Origin of the sequence: Belnapia moabensis DSM 16746, assembly GCF_000745835.1 — a bacterium.
Lineage (GTDB): Bacteria > Pseudomonadota > Alphaproteobacteria > Acetobacterales > Acetobacteraceae > Belnapia > Belnapia moabensis.
Genome location: NZ_JQKB01000020.1, coordinates 36,547 through 51,776, shown reverse-complemented (window position 1 = coordinate 51,776; position 15,230 = coordinate 36,547). Strand labels below are relative to the sequence as shown.

The 15,230-nt window shown below is 69.2% G+C and carries 15 protein-coding genes and 1 tRNA gene; 14 read left to right on the top strand and 2 right to left on the bottom strand.

Going from position 1 to position 15,230, the window contains the following annotated elements:
- Nucleotides 1-10: 10 nt before the first annotated feature.
- From EP26_RS14665 to EP26_RS14640, 6 genes are all read left to right on the top strand, one after another.
- Entirely contained in the window at nt 11-1,606 is a 1,596-nt protein-coding gene (locus EP26_RS14665; protein ID WP_043339492.1) for an ABC transporter substrate-binding protein, read from the top strand.
- On the top strand, nt 1,606-2,628 hold the full coding sequence (locus EP26_RS14660; protein ID WP_157033546.1) for an ABC transporter permease: 1,023 nt from the start codon (nt 1,606-1,608) through the stop codon (nt 2,626-2,628). The genes EP26_RS14665 and EP26_RS14660 overlap by 1 nt, the downstream gene beginning before the upstream one ends.
- Nucleotides 2,625-3,470, top strand: coding sequence for an ABC transporter permease (locus EP26_RS14655; RefSeq protein WP_043339490.1), 846 nt, complete (start codon nt 2,625-2,627; stop codon nt 3,468-3,470). The genes EP26_RS14660 and EP26_RS14655 overlap by 4 nt, the downstream gene beginning before the upstream one ends.
- Nucleotides 3,467-5,095, top strand: coding sequence for a nickel ABC transporter ATP-binding protein NikE (gene nikE / locus EP26_RS14650; protein WP_043339489.1), 1,629 nt, complete (start codon nt 3,467-3,469; stop codon nt 5,093-5,095). Before EP26_RS14655 ends, nikE begins: the two co-directional genes overlap by 4 nt.
- 83 nt (nt 5,096-5,178) lie before the next feature.
- On the top strand, nt 5,179-6,387 hold the full coding sequence (locus EP26_RS14645; RefSeq protein ID WP_052389200.1) for an acyl-CoA dehydrogenase family protein: 1,209 nt from the start codon (nt 5,179-5,181) through the stop codon (nt 6,385-6,387).
- 67 nt (nt 6,388-6,454) lie between these two features.
- Nucleotides 6,455-6,531 (top strand) — tRNA-Arg (locus EP26_RS14640).
- A gap of 6 nt (nt 6,532-6,537) precedes the next feature.
- Here the strand turns inward: EP26_RS14640 and EP26_RS14635 are convergent.
- Nucleotides 6,538-7,119 carry a GNAT family N-acetyltransferase gene (locus tag EP26_RS14635; protein WP_245624404.1) on the bottom strand — a complete coding sequence of 194 codons (582 nt, stop codon included), beginning with the start codon at nt 7,117-7,119 and terminating at the stop codon, nt 6,538-6,540.
- Between the two features lie 158 nt (nt 7,120-7,277).
- Here EP26_RS14635 and EP26_RS14630 point away from each other — a divergent pair, with 158 nt between their 5' ends.
- The 3 genes from EP26_RS14630 (at nt 7,278) to EP26_RS14620 (ending at nt 9,877) form a co-directional block, all read left to right on the top strand.
- Nucleotides 7,278-8,513, top strand: a complete 1,236-nt coding sequence (locus EP26_RS14630; protein WP_052389199.1) for a CaiB/BaiF CoA transferase family protein — start codon at nt 7,278-7,280, stop codon at nt 8,511-8,513.
- Nucleotides 8,510-9,070: a hypothetical protein gene (locus EP26_RS14625; RefSeq protein ID WP_043339487.1), complete on the top strand. Its 561-nt coding sequence runs from the start codon at nt 8,510-8,512 to the stop codon at nt 9,068-9,070. Before EP26_RS14630 ends, EP26_RS14625 begins: the two co-directional genes overlap by 4 nt.
- Before the next feature lie 84 nt (nt 9,071-9,154).
- Complete coding sequence (locus EP26_RS14620; RefSeq protein ID WP_043339486.1) at nt 9,155-9,877, top strand: SH3 domain-containing protein; 723 nt, start codon at nt 9,155-9,157, stop codon at nt 9,875-9,877.
- Here EP26_RS14620 and EP26_RS14615 read toward each other — a convergent pair.
- A complete protein-coding gene (locus tag EP26_RS14615) occupies nt 9,874-10,359 on the bottom strand; it encodes an MOSC domain-containing protein (protein WP_043339540.1) in 486 nt (161 codons plus the stop codon). The two genes, EP26_RS14620 and EP26_RS14615, sit on opposite strands and share 4 nt — an antisense overlap.
- Nucleotides 10,360-10,602: 243 nt before the next feature.
- Between EP26_RS14615 and EP26_RS14610 the strand changes: the two genes are divergently transcribed.
- From EP26_RS14610 to EP26_RS14590, 5 genes are read left to right on the top strand one after another with little or no spacing between them, the layout of a single operon-like run.
- Nucleotides 10,603-11,382: an ABC transporter ATP-binding protein gene (locus tag EP26_RS14610; RefSeq protein WP_043339485.1), complete on the top strand. Its 780-nt coding sequence runs from the start codon at nt 10,603-10,605 to the stop codon at nt 11,380-11,382.
- Nucleotides 11,372-12,076, top strand: a complete 705-nt coding sequence (locus tag EP26_RS14605) for an ABC transporter ATP-binding protein (protein WP_043339484.1) — start codon at nt 11,372-11,374, stop codon at nt 12,074-12,076. The genes EP26_RS14610 and EP26_RS14605 overlap by 11 nt, the downstream gene beginning before the upstream one ends.
- 4 nt (nt 12,077-12,080) lie before the next feature.
- Entirely contained in the window at nt 12,081-12,953 is an 873-nt protein-coding gene (locus EP26_RS14600) for a branched-chain amino acid ABC transporter permease (protein WP_043339482.1), read from the top strand.
- Nucleotides 12,954-12,958: 5 nt separating this feature from the next.
- A complete protein-coding gene (locus EP26_RS14595; RefSeq protein ID WP_043339480.1) occupies nt 12,959-13,984 on the top strand; it encodes a branched-chain amino acid ABC transporter permease in 1,026 nt (341 codons plus the stop codon).
- Nucleotides 13,985-14,011: 27 nt separating this feature from the next.
- Nucleotides 14,012-15,217, top strand: a complete 1,206-nt coding sequence (locus EP26_RS14590) for an ABC transporter substrate-binding protein (protein WP_043339479.1) — start codon at nt 14,012-14,014, stop codon at nt 15,215-15,217.
- The last annotated feature ends 13 nt before the right edge of the window (nt 15,218-15,230 follow it).

The window sequence follows — 15,230 nt, the reverse complement described above, 5'->3', positions numbered from 1 at the left end:
GGAGGGTGGCATGAGGATCGGGCGTCGGGAGATTCTGGCGGGCGCGGCGGCGATGGCGGTGCCGGGCGGGCCGGCGCTGGCGCAGAGCCGGGCGGAGACGCTGCGGCAGGTGACGGGCAATACCGTCAACACGCTCGACCCGACCATGCCGGGCTCGACGCGCGAGGCTTTCGGCATCAGCGTCAATGTCTATGACCGCCTGGTGGGCTTCGGGCGGAAGCAGCAGGGGGCGGGCTGGGTCTTCGACCCGGACACCATCAAGGGCGAGCTGGCGGAGCGCGTCGAGACCCGCGCGGATGGGACGACCTTCACCTTCCACCTGCGGCGCGACGCCAAGTTCCACGATGGGACGCCGGTGACGGCGGAGGACGTGAAGTGGTCCTTCGACCGGCATGTGACGGCGCGCTCGCTGGCGGCGGTGCAGATCCAGACCGGGTCCTGGACCAAGGCGGAGCAGTTCCGCGTCATCGATCAGCATACCTTCGAGGCGAAGGTCGAGCGGCCGGACCGGCTGGCGCTGCCCAATCTTTGCACGCTCTACTGCATGATCATCAACAGCAAGGTGGCGAAGTCGCACGCCACCGCGGATGACCCCTGGGCGCAGGCTTGGTTGAAGGACAATGCGGCGGGGTCGGGCGCCTATCGCGTCGAGAGCTTCAAGCCGGGCGAGCAGGTGATCCTGCGGCGGAACGACGATTGGAAGGGCGGGCCGCTGCCCTTCTTCCGGCGGATCATCAACCAGACGATCCCGGAGGCGGCGACGCGGGCGAACCTGATCGAGCGGGGGGATGCGGACCTCTCCATCGATCTGCAGGCGAGCGACGTACCGGCGCTGGCGCAACGGCCGCGGGTGAAGGTGGTGTCCACGCCGCAGTTCAACGCCTTCACCATGGTCGCCTTCAACACGCGGATGGCGCCCTTCGACAATGTGAAGCTGCGGCAGGCGGTGGCGGCGGCGCTGCCCTACCAGGATATCTTCAAGGCGGCGCTGTTCGAGCGTGGGGCGGCGCTGTTCGGCGGGGATTGGAGAGAGACGCCGCCGACGGCGCGCTTCCCGCAGCCGATGCCGATGAAGACCGATCTCGCGCGCGCGAGGGCGCTGATGGCGGAGGCGGGTTTCCCCAACGGGTTGGACACCACCTTCTCCTTCAATGTCGGCTCGGCGGCGACGAGCGAGCCGATGGCGGCGCTGGTGAAGGAGTCGCTGGCGCGCATCGGCATCCGCGTCGAGATCCAGAAGCTGCCGGATGCGCAGATCTCGACGCTGGTGACGGAGAAGAAGCTGCCCTTCCTCACCGAGACCTCGATCGCCTGGCTGCCTTCGACGGACTACTTCTTCCGGAATTTCTTCACGGGCGAGCAGCGCTGGAACTACAGCAGCTGGAACAATGCGGAGATCACCGATCTCACCGCCAAGGCGCGGTTCGAGCGCGACCCGGCAGAGTATGAGAAGCTCTGCAAGCGGATGATCGCGGTGCTAGCCGAGGAAGTGCCGCTGATCCTGCTCTGGCAGCCGAACCAGGATGCGGTGATGACCCAGGCCATCGACGGCTATACCTACCAGTACCACCGGCAGGTGGATTACCGCGACCTGCGGCGGGCCTGATGCGCGGCATCGCGGGACGGGCGGGGCGGCGGTTCGTCTCGTCGCTGCCGGCGCTGTTCGGCGTGCTGGTCTTCACCTTCCTGCTGATGCGGGTGCTGCCGGGTGATCCAGCGATATTCTTCGCCTCCGGGCCGAATGCGGGGCAGGCGGAGATCGAGGATATCCGGCGGCGGATGGGACTCGACAAGCCGGTGCCGGAGCAGCTTCTGCTGTATCTCAAGGACATCGGCACGGGGAATCTCGGGCGGTCGATGACCACCGGGCAGCCGGTGCTGAACGACCTGCGCAACCGGCTGCCGGCCTCGCTGGAGCTGACCTTCTGCGCGCTGCTGATCGCGCTGGTGCTGGCGGTGCCGCTCGGCATCCTCGCTGCCTTGAGGCCGGGATCGGTGGTGGATCATGCGGTGCGGCTGCTGTGTACCTTGGGTGTTTGCGTGCCGACCTTCGTCTCGGGGCTGCTGCTGATCTACGTGCTCTATTACCTGCTCGGCATCGCGCCGGACCCGACGGGGCGGATTGACATATTCGCCTCGCAGCCGCCGGAAGTGACGGGGTTCCTGCTGGTGGATGCGGCTATCGCCGGCGACTGGGAGGCGTGGTGGGCGGCGGCGAGCCAGCTGGTGCTGCCGGCCTGCACCATGGCGCTGTTCGTGCTGGCGCCGCTGGCGCGGATGACCAGGGCTTCGATGCTCGCCGTGCTGACCAGTGATTTCATCCGCACGGGGGAAGCGCTGGGGCTGTCGCGGCGGCGGGTGATCCTCGTCTATGCGCTGCGGAATGCGCTGCTGCCGGTGATCACCATCATGGGCATCGTCTTCTCGACCATGCTCGGAGCCAATGTGCTGGTGGAGAAGGTCTTCTCCTGGCCGGGCGTCGCCTCCTATGCGCTGGATGCGCTGCTGTCCTCGGACTATGCGCCGGTGCAGGGCTTCGTGCTGCTGATGGCCTCGATCTTCGTGCTGGTGAACCTGGTGGTCGATCTGCTCTACGGGCTGGCCGATCCGCGGGTGTCGATCGGATGAGCGCGACGCTGCGGCATGCGGGGTGGGTGTTGCGGGGGAATCCCGTCACCTTGCTTGCGGGGTGCGGGTGTGGGCTGCTGGTGCTGGCGGCGCTCCTCGGGCCGTGGATCGTGCCCTATGATCCCATTGCGTCCGACGTGCCGAATGCCTTGCAGGCGCCAAGTGCGGCGCATTGGTTCGGGACGGATCAGCTCGGGCGGGATGTGTTCAGCCGGGTGCTGGTGGCCGCAAGGCTCGACCTGGCGATTGCGGCCTCGGCCGTCAGCCTGTCCTTCATCATCGGGGCGACGGTGGGGAGTTTCTGCGGTTATGCGGGCGGCAGGCTGGATGCGTGGGTCGGGCGCTTCGTCGATGTGCTGATGGCCTTTCCGCTCTTCGTCCTTGCGATGGCGATGGTGGCGGCGCTCGGCAACCGGGTCGAGAACATCATCTATGCGACGGCGATCATCAACCTGCCCTTCTACATCCGCTTCAGCCGGGCGGAGGTGAATGTCAGGCGCGGCTTGGGCTGGGTGGAGGCGGCGAGGGCCTCGGGGAACAGCCATGCGCGGGTGGTGATGCGCTTCCTGCTGCCGAATGTGCTGCCGGCCATGGCGGTGCAGATCTCGCTCAATCTCGGCTGGGCGATCCTGAATGCGGCGGGGCTGTCCTTCCTTGGGCTTGGCGTGCGGCCGCCGACGCCGGAATGGGGGATCATGGTGGCGGAAGGGGCGCGGTTCATCACGACGGGCAAGTGGTGGCTGGTGGCCTGCCCGGGGGCGGCGCTGATGTTCGCGGTGCTCTGCTTCAACCTGCTCGGCGATGGGCTGCGGGATATCCTCGATCCGCGGATGCGGACATGAGCGCGCTGCTCGAGGTTGAGGACCTGCGGGTCGAGTTCGGCACGCGGCATGGGGTGGTGGAGGCGCTGAAGGGCGTCACGCTCTCGGTCGCGGCGGGGGAGACGCTGGGGATCGTCGGGGAGAGCGGGTCGGGGAAGTCGGTGACGGCATTCTGCGTGATGCGGCTGCTCGAGAGGGCGGGGCGGATCAGCGGGGGGCGCATCCGGTTCCGGGGGGAGGATATCACCCGGGCGGGGCGGCGGGTGCTGGCGCCGCTGCGCGGGGCGGCGATGTCGATGATCTTCCAGAACCCGCGCGCGGCGCTCAACCCGATCCGGCCGGTCGGGCTGCAGATCGCGGATGTGATACGGGCGCATGAGGCGGTGTCGGCGCGGGAGGCCAGGGAGCGGGCGCTGGCCTTGTTGGAGGCGGTGCGCATCCGCGAGCCGGTGCGGCGGTTGGAGGCCTATCCGCATGAGCTGTCGGGAGGGATGTGCCAGCGGGTGATGATCGCCATGGCGATCGCCTGCGAGCCGAGCCTGCTCATCGCCGACGAGCCTACGACGGGGCTCGATGTCACCACCCAGAAGGCGGTGATGGAGCTGCTGGCCGAGACAACGGCGCGGCGGGGAATGGCCATGGTGCTCATCACCCATGACCTCGGCCTCGCCGCGCAGTATTGTGGGCGGATCGCGGTGATGGAGCAGGGGCGGGTGGTCGAGGAGGCGGTGCCGGACCGGCTGTTCGGGGCGCCAGGGCACCCGTACACGCAGCGGCTGGTGGCGGCGTCGCCGCGGCGGGATTCGACCGTTGCCGGGCTGGTGGGGGAGAGCGAACCGCGGGCGGTGGTGCCGACAGGGCGAAGGCTGCTGGAGGTCGCGGGACTGCGGAAGGAATTCGGCGGGGTGGCGGCGGTGGAGGGCGTCTCCTTCCATCTCGATGCGGGGGAGAGCCTGGGGCTCGTGGGCGAGAGCGGATCGGGGAAGAGCACGATCTCGCGGCTGGTCTGCCGGCTGCTCGACCCGACGGCGGGGAGCATCCGCTTCGAAGGAGAGGAGATCGGGGCGATTCCGGCGGGGCGGTTCCATGGGAGCCCCTGGCGGAAGGATATCCAGATCGTCTTCCAGGATCATGGGGAAAGCCTCAATCCGCGCTTCTCCGCCTTCGACTGCATCGCCGATCCGCTGCGGCGGCTGCTGGGAATGCGGGAGGGGGCGCAGTTGCGCGCGCAGGCGGAGGATTGCGCGGCGAGGGTCGGGCTGCCGGGGGAGTTGCTGGGGCGGTTTCCGCATCAGCTCTCGGGTGGGCAGAAGGCGAGAGTCGGCATCGCGCGGGCGATCGCGCCGGGGCCGCGGCTGCTGGTGCTCGACGAGCCGACGGCGGCGCTCGATGTCTCGGTGCAGGCGGTGGTGCTGCATCTGCTCGACCGGCTGCGGCGGGAGGAGGGGCTGGCCTATCTCTTCGTCAGCCACGACCTCAACGTGGTGCGGATGATGTGCGAGCGGACCATCGTGCTGCAGGCCGGGCGGGTCGTGGAGGAGGGGCGGAGCGAGGCGCTCTTCGCCGCGCCCAGGGCCGGCTATACGCGGGAGCTGCTGGCGGCGATCCCGCATTTCGAGCCCCAGGGAGAGCCGGTGCCGGGGTGAAATTTGGTCGATCGACCGTCCGTGTCGCTTGCCGGGGGGAGGGGGCGTGATTAGCCTTCGCCTCATCTGGGAGGAGACGGATCATGGCTGCTGCCGAACTCGGCGTGCTCGCGCCCGAGGCCCCGGAGGCACTGTCCACCGCCGGTCCGGTGGAGCGGGCGCGGGCGCTGATCCCCCTGCTGGAGGCGGTGGCGCCGGAGATGGAGCGGGCACGGGAGCTGCCGCCGGCGGTGCTGGAGGCGCTCCGGGCCAATGACTTCTTCCGGCTACTGACACCGGCGGAGTTGGGTGGGCAGGCGCTGCCGCTGCCGGTCTATGCCGAGATCATCGAGGCGCTGGCGATCGGCGATGCGAGCACCGCCTGGTGCGTGAACCAAGGGAATGTCTCGGCCCTCAGCTCGGCGACCTATCTTTCGCCCGAGGTGGCGCGGCGCTTCTTCGGTGATCGGGACAGTGGGCTGGCCTGGGGCGCGCAGCATACTAGGGCGGCGGCGGTGCCGGTGGCGGGGGGATGGCGGGTGACGGGGCGCTGGGACTTCGCCAGCGGCAACCGGCATGCGCGGCTGCTCGGCGCCCATGTGCCGGTGGCGGAGGCGGATGGCTCGGCGCGGGCGGGCAAGCCGGAATTCGTCACGGTGCTGTTTCCGCGCGAGCAGGCGAGCATCTCCGAGGATTGGGCGGCGCTCGGGCTGCGCGGGACGGGGAGCGACACCTATGAGGTGCGCGACCTTTTCGTCCCCGAGAGCCATGCCTGCTTCCGCGACAAGCCGGAGGGAAGGCGGCAGCATGGGCCGGTCTCGCTCTTCTCCTCGCATCTCTGCTACGCCTCGGGCTTCGCCGCGGTGGCGCTGGGGACGGCGCGGGGGCTGCTGGATCGCTACATCGCCCTGGCGCGCGGCAAGGCGGCGCGGGCGGCGGCGCAGCCGATGCGGGAGAATCATTGCGTACAATCGGAGGTCGCGCGGCTGGAGGCGCGGCTGCGGGCCTGCCGGATGTACCTGCTGGGGACGGTGCGGGAGGCCTGGGCGGAAGCGGTGGGGACGGGGGCGATCAGCCTCGATACCCGCATGGCGCTGCGGCTCGCCACGACGACGGTGATGGGGGATGCGACAGAGGTGTCGGTCGCCTGCTACCGAGCGGGGGGGACGACGGCGATCCTGGAATCGGAGCCCTTCGAGCGGCGGTTCCGCGATGCGATGTGCGTCTCGCAGCACCTCCAGGCCAATCCCTGGCATCTGGAGATGGTGGGGCGGCATCTGCTGGGGGTGGAGCAGCCGATTGCCTTCCTGTGACGCCCTGGCGCGGCGGAGGATAGGGGCTTCCTTCCCGCGGCGGGCTGGGCTAAGGGAGGGGCGCGCTGGACCCGTAGCTCAGCTGGATAGAGCGTTGCCCTCCGAAGGCAAAGGTCGTACGTTCGAATCGTATCGGGTCCGCCACTTTCCTTATGCCGTTGCCCGCTCCGGCCGTGTCGAGCTCATCCAGGCTTGGCGGCTCATTCTGTAGAGCAGATGCAGGCGCAGTGGATGATTCTCAGCTAGCCGGGGATGCTCGAAGGTGCCGGTCGGGCGCATGCCGAGCTTCGCCATCAGCAGCCAGGAGGGCGCATTGCCCGGCACGGTGAAGGCGACGATCTCGCTGAGGCCGATGCGGCCGAAACCGGCGGCGAGCGAGAGGCGCGCGGCCTCCTCGGCGTAGCCCTGGCGCTGGTGGGCGGTGGCGATGCGCCAGCCGATCTCGACGCCCGGGGTGAAGTCGGCCTGCCAGGGGATGCTCAGCAGACCGACGGCGCCGATCAGGCCCGGGGCCGATTTGTGCTCCACGGCCCAGAAGCCCCAGCCATGCTCGGCGAAATGCGCCTCGATGCGGTCGAGCCAGGCGTCGCTCTCGGCCCGGCTCATTGGGGCGGGGAAATAGCGCATCACCGCCGGGTCGGCGTTGATGGCGGCGAGCGGCGCGCGGTCCTCGGCCCGCCAGGGGCGGAGGCGGAGGCGCGGACCTTCGAGAGTCAGGGGCGCGGACATCATGCTGGCATCGCCCCGTATGGCCTGTTCGACAAGCCCCTGCTTCGGGCGAATTCGCACCACGGGCTGCTTCGGTCTACAGAGGTGGGCGGGCAGGCGTTGACGCCGGGCCGCTGCCGGGGGAGACGCTTCCGGGAGCGAGATGCAAGGATGATGCTGGGATGACGGAAGCCGCACCACCCGCGGGGCTGGGCCTCGCCCGATCCGAAGGGGCCCTGGCCGGGCTCAGGGTGATCGACCTGACGCGGGTGCTCGGCGGGCCCTACTGCACCATGGTGCTCTCCGACCATGGGGCCGAGGTGATCAAGCTGGAGCCGCCGCAGGGCGACGAGGTGCGCGACTGGGGCCCGCCCTTCAACGAGGCCGGGGATGCCAGCTATTTCGTCGGCGTGAATCGCAACAAGCGCTCGGTGGGGCTCGATCTCTCCAAGCCGGAGGGGCGCGAGGTGCTGCTGCGGCTGCTCGAGGGCGCCGACGTGCTGGTCGAGAATTTCAAGCCGGGCAGCATGGAGAGATGGGGCCTCGGCTATGAGGCGGTGCTGAAGCAGCGCTTCCCCGGCCTGGTGCACTGCCGGGTTTCCGGCTTCGGCGGCGAGGGGCCGCTGGGTGGCTTCCCCGGCTATGACGCCGTGCTGCAGGCGATGACGGGGCTGATGTCGATCAACGGCACCGAAGATAGCGGGCCGACGCGGCTCGGCACGCCGATCGTCGACATCGCCACCGGCCTGTTCAGCACCATCGGCATCCTGATGGCGCTGCAGGAGCGGGCGCGGAGCGGGCTCGGGCAGTATGTGGACATGACGCTGCATGACTGCGGCATGGCGCTGTTGCATCCGCATGCGGCCAACTACTTCCTCAATGGCAAGCGGCCGCGGGCGACCGGCAATCCGCACCCGAACCTCGTTCCCTATTCGAAGTTCCGCACGCGGACCTGCGAGATCTTCATCGCGGCGGGCAACGACCCGGCCTTCCGCAAATTCTGCGACTTCCTCGGCCTGCCGGATTTGGCGAAGGACGAGCGCTTCGCTACCAACGGCGCCCGCGTGGTCAACCGGGAGGCGCTGACGGAGGTGCTGGAGCGGCGCTTTGCCGATGAGGACGGGCATGAGCTGACGCGGCGGATGTTGGCCGCCGGGCTGCCGGCCGGGCCGGTGCTGCATGTCGACGAGGCGATGGCGGCGGCGCATACGGCGCACCGCGAGATGGTGACGGAGCTTGGCGGCTACCGGGGGGTGGGGACGCCGATCAAGCTCTCCCGCACGCCGGGCGGCACGCGGGCGGAGCCGCCGCGCTATGCCGAGCACACCGACAGCGTGCTTTCGGCCCATGGTTATTCCGAGGCCGAGCTGGCGGCGCTGCGCGCCTCCGGCGTTCTGGTGGATGCGCGGCGCAAATGAGTGACACGACCCCGCCGCTGCTGCGGCTGCAAGCGATCGAGAGCCGGGCCGAGGTGCAGGCGCTGTTCGACACCTGGCGCCGCGCGCTGGCCACGGACGAGCGCTTCAAGGGTGCGCGGAACAGCTTCAAGGAGGCCGGGGAGCCGGTGAAAGGCGCCTTCGAGTGGCGGGCCAATCTTCGCCCGGCCGGGGTGCCGGCGGGGCTCGACATCATCATCCGGCTGAATGACGTCTCGGCCTCCTATACGCCGCTCGACCGCGGGGCATCGGGCGCCTTCGGGCGGGATCCGGCGGATGGGGCGGTCTATGCGCTGCGGCAGTGGTACGATTCGAAGCGCATCGGCAGCAAGCCGTTGAAGGAGGAGAGCCTCGCGCAGTACGGCGCGCCGCAGAGCGCGGAGCTGCACTACCCGGCCTCGCAGGGGAATACGGGGCGGGGACGGCTCTACCTGGTGCTGGCGCGGCTGAGCGAGCCGGCGGCGGTGGGGCAGGGGTGCTTCGAGGCGCTGTCGGGCTTCCATCGCGTGGCGGCACTGGCGCGTGAGGAGCTCTGGTAAGGCTTCCGGCTCTGCAACCATGACCGGTTTGCGCGCTTATCCAGGAGGCGGCATGGCGCCGCCGGTTCGTGGATGAGGCAGGGTATGTGGCGGGCATTGGGCGTGGCGATGGCCGTGGTCGTGGCGGCGGGCATCGGCTTCGCGGCGCTGGCCGTCGGGCCGGCGGAGCGGGCGCCGGAGGTGGCGGCCGCCTCGCCGGAGCAGGTGCTGATCCGGGCGACGGAGGATTCGCTTCGCCGGCGGCTGCGGAACCCGCCGAACCTTGCCTTCTCCGATCTCCGCGTGGTGCGCTTCGGCCCGGAGGATGAGCGGGCGGTCTGCGGCAAGGCGGGCGGGGTGGATTTCATCCTGCGCGTGCTGCTGCCGCGCGACGGCTCCGTGCCACAGGAGCGGGACGGACGGAGCTTCGCCTATACGACGGTGCTGGAGCAGGGGCCGGGCCTTCCGCAGATGAGCGGTGCGGCGGAGCGCTTCTGCCGTGAGGGTGGGGCGCTGGTGGCGCGGGCCACGGGGCCGGCGCCTTCGCCCGATGCGGCGCCGGCGGCACCCATGCCGGCGGCTCAGCCGGTGGCCATGCAGGGCAGCGGGCCGGGGAGCCTCGTGGTGAGCGAGGCGGGCGGCGCGGTGCAGGTGCGGAGCAATGCCAATCTGCGCGCGGCGCCGGTCGGCGGGTCCGAGGTGCTGGGGGTGGTGCCGCAGGGCTCGGCCCTGCGCGTCTTCGGCCGGGCGCCAGGCGGCTGGGTGCAGGTGGGGGATGCGGCGCCGCAGGGCTGGGTGCATTCCAGCCTGCTGTCTGGCGCGAACTAGGCGGGACGGATCGGGTCGCCGAGGCGGACTGTGCCGCCTTCCAGGATGCGGCAGTTGAGGCCGGAGCGATTGGTCATCGGCTTGAGGACCGGCTTCTCCAGGATCTCCTCGATATGGCGGCAGGGGGTGGAGAGGCGCGTCGCCTCCAGCAGGCACTCGCCGAGGCGGAAGCGGCGGCCGACCAGGTGCGTCAGCGGCACGCCGCGCGTGGTCACGTTGCGGCGGTGCTCCTCGGGCCGCAGCTCGATGCCGTGGTCGCGGCGGATGGCTTCCAGCGCCTCCTCCTCGAACAGGGTGATCTGGCGGCCGGCTTCCGGCTTCGGGGAGTAGAAGCCCGCCTCCGTGCCGATGCGGTAGCGGTCGCCGAGGATGCCCTCGCCGGCGACGAGCTCGATCGCCTCCATGGGGCGCATGGGCAGGAAGGCCCGGGCGGTGATGTGCAGATGGGCGACGAGGCCGATCCAGCTGGGCGTGACGGACATGGCGTGCTCCGCGTGATGCGGCATGGTGCCCATGGCGGGCGCGATGCTTCAAGCGGCAGGGGCTGCCGCCTTTTGTGGCTTGCGCGATGGCGGCAATGACCGCTCAAATGCCACCGTCCAGGAGAATGAAGGCGCGGACCCGGAATCGGGCATGGCGCCACAAGGGGGAGGCTTTGCATGACTGACCGCCACGGTCCGTCGCGTTGCCCTGTGCAGTCCGGCCCGGATTGGGGCGGTTGACGGATGGCGCTGCTTGAGGTGCGGAACGTGGTGGTGCGCTTCGGCGGCGTCACCGCGGTGGCCGGCGTCTCCTTCGATGTGGAGGAGCGGCAGATCTGCGGGCTGATCGGCCCGAACGGGGCGGGCAAGACCACGCTCTTCAACGTCATCAGCGGCATCTACAAGCCGACTGAGGGACAGGTACGCTTCGCCGGGCAGGCGGCGACGGGGCTGCCGCGGCATCGCATGGCGCCGCTCGGGCTGGGGCGGACCTTCCAGAACCTGGCGCTGTTCCGCAGCATGACGGTGCGGGAGAATGTGCTGGCGGGTGCGCATGCCGAGGGGCATGCGGGCTTCCTCGCCAATGCGCTCAGGCTGCCCTCGGCGCGGCGCGAGGAAGCGGCGGCGGCAGAGCATGCGCGCTCGCTTCTGGCGCTGCTCGACCTCGAGGCCGTGGCGGATGTGCCGGTGGCGGCGCTGCCCTTCGGCACGCAGAAGCGGGTGGAGATGGCGCGGGCGCTGATCGGCAGGCCGAAGCTGCTGCTGCTGGATGAGCCGGCGGGCGGGCTGAACCATGGCGAGGTGGATGGGCTGGCGCAGCTGCTGCGCGACATCAAGCGGAATTTCGAGCTGAGTATCCTGCTCGTCGAGCATCACATGAATCTCGTCATGCGGGTCTCCGACAAGGTCGTGGCGCTCGATTTCGGCAAGAAGATCGCGGATGGGTCGCCGGCCGAGGTGCGGTCCGACCCCGAGGTGATCCGCGCCTATCTCGGGGCGGAGGCTGCGGCCCATGCTGCTTGAGGTGAAGGGCATGCAGGCGGGCTACGGGCAGACGCATGTGCTGCACGGGCTCGACTTCGTCGTGGAGGAGGGCGGCGTCACCGCGTTGCTCGGCGCCAATGGCGCGGGGAAGACGACGACGCTGCGGGCCATCTGCGGGATGGTGAAGACCGAGGGCGACGTCACCTTCCTCGGCGAGCGGATCACCGGGCGGGCGACGGAGGATATCGCGCGGCGTGGCCTCGCGCATGTGCCGGATGGGCGCGGCACCTTCATGGAGTTGTCCGTCGAGGAGAATTTCCGGCTCGGCGCCTATGTGCGGCGGGATGGCGAGGTGAAGTCGGACTTCGAGCGGATGTTCGAGTGGTTCCCTCGCCTGAAGCAGCGCTGGCGGCAGCAGGCGGGTACGCTCTCGGGCGGCGAGCAGCAGATGCTGGCGATCGCGCGCGCCCTGCTGCTCAGGCCAAGGCTGCTGCTGCTCGATGAACCGAGCTTCGGGTTGGCGCCGCTGATCGTGCAGGAGATCTTCGGCATCATGCGGCGCATCCGCGAGGAGAGCGGCGTCGGCATCCTTCTGGTCGAGCAGAACGCCAACCTCGCGCTGGAGCTCGCGGACCGGGCCTATCTGCTGGAGACGGGACGCATCGTCGTCTCCGGCCCCGCCGCCGAGATCCGCGAGGACGAGGCGGTCCGCCGGTCCTATCTGGGGTATTGAGAGCATGGACGGCTTCGCGCACCAGATCATCGCCGGCATCGCCACGGGCGGCATCTATGCCTCGGTGGCGCTGGCGCTGGTGATGATCTACCAGGCCACGCATCACGTGAATTTCGCGCAAGGCGAGATGGCGACGCTTTCCACCTTCATCGCTTGGTCGATGGTGGAGGCGGGCTTCCCCTATTGGGTCGCCTTCGCGGCGACGGTGATGCTCTCCTTCCTCATCGGCGTGCTGGTGGAGCGGCTGCTGATGCGGCCGGTGCAGAATGCGCCGGTGCTGACGCATGTCGGCGTCTTCATCGGGCTGCTGCTGATCGTCGGCAACATGACGGGGTGGATCTTCGGCTACACCACCAAGGTCTATCCAAGCCCCTTCACCAGCAGCGGGCCGCTGATGGGCGGGCTGATCTCGGCGCATGAGCTGGGCAGCACGGCGGTGACGCTGGTGGTGCTGACCCTCGTCTTCCTCTTCTTCCGCTATACCTCGCTCGGGCTGGCGATGCGGGCGGCGGCCTACAACCCGCGCTCGGCGCGGCTGGTCGGCATCCGCGTCGGCTGGATGCTGGCGCTGGGGTGGGGGCTGGCGGCGGCGATCGGTGCGGTCGCGGGGATGATGGTGGCGCCGGTCGTCTTCCTCGATCCGAGCATGATGACGGGCATACTGCTCTATGCCTTCGCCGGAGCGTTGATCGGCGGCATCGACAACCCGCTCGGCGCAGTCATCGGCGGCTTCGCGGTCGGCGTGCTGGAGAACCTGGCCGGAGCCTATGTGGTCGGCACGGAGCTGAAGCTCACCGTCGCCTTGGCGATCATCATCGGCGTGCTGGTCGTGCGGCCCTCGGGCCTGCTTGGCCGCGTCGTCACCAGCAGGGTGTAAAGGCCATGAGCGCAAGCGAGAATGTGGCGATCCCCGGCACCATCCCGCAGGCGGTGCCGGTGCGGCGGGGGATGCCAGCATGGCAGGTGGCGCTGGTGGTGCTGGGCGGGCTCGTCGTCGCCATCGCGCCGGCCTTCGTGCTGGAGAGCTTCCCGCTGTTCCAGCTCACCATGGCGGTGATCATGGGGCTGGCGGTGCTCGGGCTGAACATGGTGACCGGCTTCAACGGGCAGATCTCGCTCGGGCATGGCGCCTTCTTCGCGCTCGGCGCCTATGCGACGGCGATCCTGATGTCGCATCTCGACTGGTCCTTCTGGGCGACGCTGCCGGTCTCGGCCGCGGTCTGTGGGGTGGTGGGGTACGGGATCGGCTTTCCGGCCCTCAGGCTCGGCGGGCTCTACCTGGCGCTGACGACCTTCTCGCTCGCCGTGGCGGTGCCGCAGATCCTCAAGCACAAGTCGATCGAGGACTGGACGGGGGGGGTGCAGGGGCTGTTCCTCGTCAAGCCGGACGCGCCCGCCTGGATGCCTGGGGCGCTGACGCCGGACCAGTGGATGTATTTCGTCGCGGTCGGCGTCGCGGGAGTCTGCTTCCTGCTGTGCTGGAACCTGATCCGCGGCCGCATCGGGCGGGCGCTGATGGCGACGCGCGACCATCAGACGGCCGCCGAGGCGATGGGGATGGACACCGCGACCTTGAAGACGCGGGCCTTCGCCGTCAGTGCCATCGTGACGGGGATCGCGGGGTCGCTCTCGGCCGTCGCGGTCGAGTTCGTGGCGCCTGACAGCTTCAGCCTGATGGTGTCCATCACCCTCTTCGTCGGCATGGTGGTGGGGGGCGTCGCCTCGATCCTGGGCTCGCTCTTCGGCGGGCTCTTCGTGCTCTTCGTGCCGAACATTGCCGAGGCGATCTCCAAGGCCGCGCCCGGCGTGATCTACGGCATCCTGCTCATCGCCTTCCTCTTCATCCTGCCGGACGGTTTCGCCGGGCTGCTGCGGCGCATTGCCGGGCGGCTGCGTGGGCGGGGCTGACGGCGCAACCACCGGAGACCGACCAGCATGACCCTTCATCGCCGTGCCTTGCTGAGCGGAGGCGTCGCGGCGCTTGCGCTGCCCAATCTCGCGCCCGCGCAGGAGGCGCCGGGGGTGACGGCGAACGAGATCCGCATCGGCAGCACCAATGCGCTGTCAGGGCCGGCCTCCTCCTACTCCGTCATCTCGCGCTGCCTCTCGGCGATGTTCAAGCGGGTGAACGACCAGGGGGGCATCGCAGGGAAGCAGGTGAACTTCACCGTCTATGACGACGGCTATGCGCCCCCGCGGACGCTGGAGCAGACCCGGCGGCTGGTGGAACAGGACAAGGTGGCGTTCCTGTTCAACCAGCTCGGCACGCCGACCAACAGCGCGATCCATCGCTACGTGAATCAGCGGAAGGTGCCGCACCTCTTCCTCGCCACCGGCGCGGACAAGTGGGCGCAGCCGAAGGAGTATCCCTGGACGATCGGCTGGCAGCCGAGCTACCGGACCGAGGCGCAGATCTACACCAAGTACATCCTGGAGCAGCGGCCGCAGGCGAAGATCGGCGTGATCTACCAGAACGACGACTTCGGAAAGGACTACGTCAACGGCGTCAAGGATGTCCTGGGCGCGCGGTTCGATGCGGTGAAGCTCGTCTCGCACGAGGCGACGGATGCGACGATCGACAGCCAGATCGTCACCCTGCAGGGCTCGGGCATCGATGCGCTGGTCTGCGGCATCATCCCGCGCTTCGCGGCGCAGGCGATCCGCAAGGTCTACGACATCGGCTGGAAGCCGATGATGTTCATGACGAATGTCTCGGTCTCGGGCTCCATCGTCATGCAGCCAGCGGGGGCGGAGAAGGGAATCGGCCTCATCACCTCCGACTACCGGAAGGACCAGTCGGACCCGGCCTGGGCGGACGATCCGGGCATGAACGAGTGGCGCGACTTCATGCGGCGCTACATCCCGGACGGGGAGCTGGGCGACAACAACTATACCTATGGCTACGGCGCTGGCAGCACGATGATCCAGGTGCTGCGGCAGTGCGGCAGCGACTTCAGCCGCGAGAACATCATGAAGCAGGCGACGAGCATCGCGCCGCTCGAGATCGGGACCTTGCTGCCGGGCGTGAAGGTGTCCACCAGCCCGACGAATTACCACCCGATCCGGCACATGCAGTTGCAGCGCTGGGACGGCAAGTCCTGGGTGCGGTTCGGCGGCGTGATCGAGGGCGCCAACGTGTAGCGACCAGCATGGA

Excerpts from the sequence above, each read along its gene's own strand:
- EP26_RS14645 (WP_052389200.1), top strand. The coding sequence starts at position 5,179 with ATGGCTGCTGCCGAACTCGGCGTGCTCGCGCCCGAGGCCCCGGAGGCA.
- EP26_RS14620 (WP_043339486.1), top strand. The coding sequence starts at position 9,155 with ATGTGGCGGGCATTGGGCGTGGCGATGGCCGTGGTCGTGGCGGCGGGC.
- EP26_RS14630 (WP_052389199.1), top strand. The coding sequence starts at position 7,278 with ATGACGGAAGCCGCACCACCCGCGGGGCTGGGCCTCGCCCGATCCGAA.
- EP26_RS14660 (WP_157033546.1), top strand. The coding sequence starts at position 1,606 with ATGCGCGGCATCGCGGGACGGGCGGGGCGGCGGTTCGTCTCGTCGCTG.
- EP26_RS14615 (WP_043339540.1), bottom strand. The coding sequence starts at position 10,359 with ATGTCCGTCACGCCCAGCTGGATCGGCCTCGTCGCCCATCTGCACATC.
- EP26_RS14655 (WP_043339490.1), top strand. The coding sequence starts at position 2,625 with ATGAGCGCGACGCTGCGGCATGCGGGGTGGGTGTTGCGGGGGAATCCC.
- EP26_RS14625 (WP_043339487.1), top strand. The coding sequence starts at position 8,510 with ATGAGTGACACGACCCCGCCGCTGCTGCGGCTGCAAGCGATCGAGAGC.
- EP26_RS14635 (WP_245624404.1), bottom strand. The coding sequence starts at position 7,119 with ATGATGTCCGCGCCCCTGACTCTCGAAGGTCCGCGCCTCCGCCTCCGC.
- EP26_RS14595 (WP_043339480.1), top strand. The coding sequence starts at position 12,959 with ATGAGCGCAAGCGAGAATGTGGCGATCCCCGGCACCATCCCGCAGGCG.
- EP26_RS14610 (WP_043339485.1), top strand. The coding sequence starts at position 10,603 with ATGGCGCTGCTTGAGGTGCGGAACGTGGTGGTGCGCTTCGGCGGCGTC.
- EP26_RS14600 (WP_043339482.1), top strand. The coding sequence starts at position 12,081 with ATGGACGGCTTCGCGCACCAGATCATCGCCGGCATCGCCACGGGCGGC.
- EP26_RS14665 (WP_043339492.1), top strand. The coding sequence starts at position 11 with ATGAGGATCGGGCGTCGGGAGATTCTGGCGGGCGCGGCGGCGATGGCG.
- nikE (WP_043339489.1), top strand. The coding sequence starts at position 3,467 with ATGAGCGCGCTGCTCGAGGTTGAGGACCTGCGGGTCGAGTTCGGCACG.
- EP26_RS14590 (WP_043339479.1), top strand. The coding sequence starts at position 14,012 with ATGACCCTTCATCGCCGTGCCTTGCTGAGCGGAGGCGTCGCGGCGCTT.
- EP26_RS14605 (WP_043339484.1), top strand. The coding sequence starts at position 11,372 with ATGCTGCTTGAGGTGAAGGGCATGCAGGCGGGCTACGGGCAGACGCAT.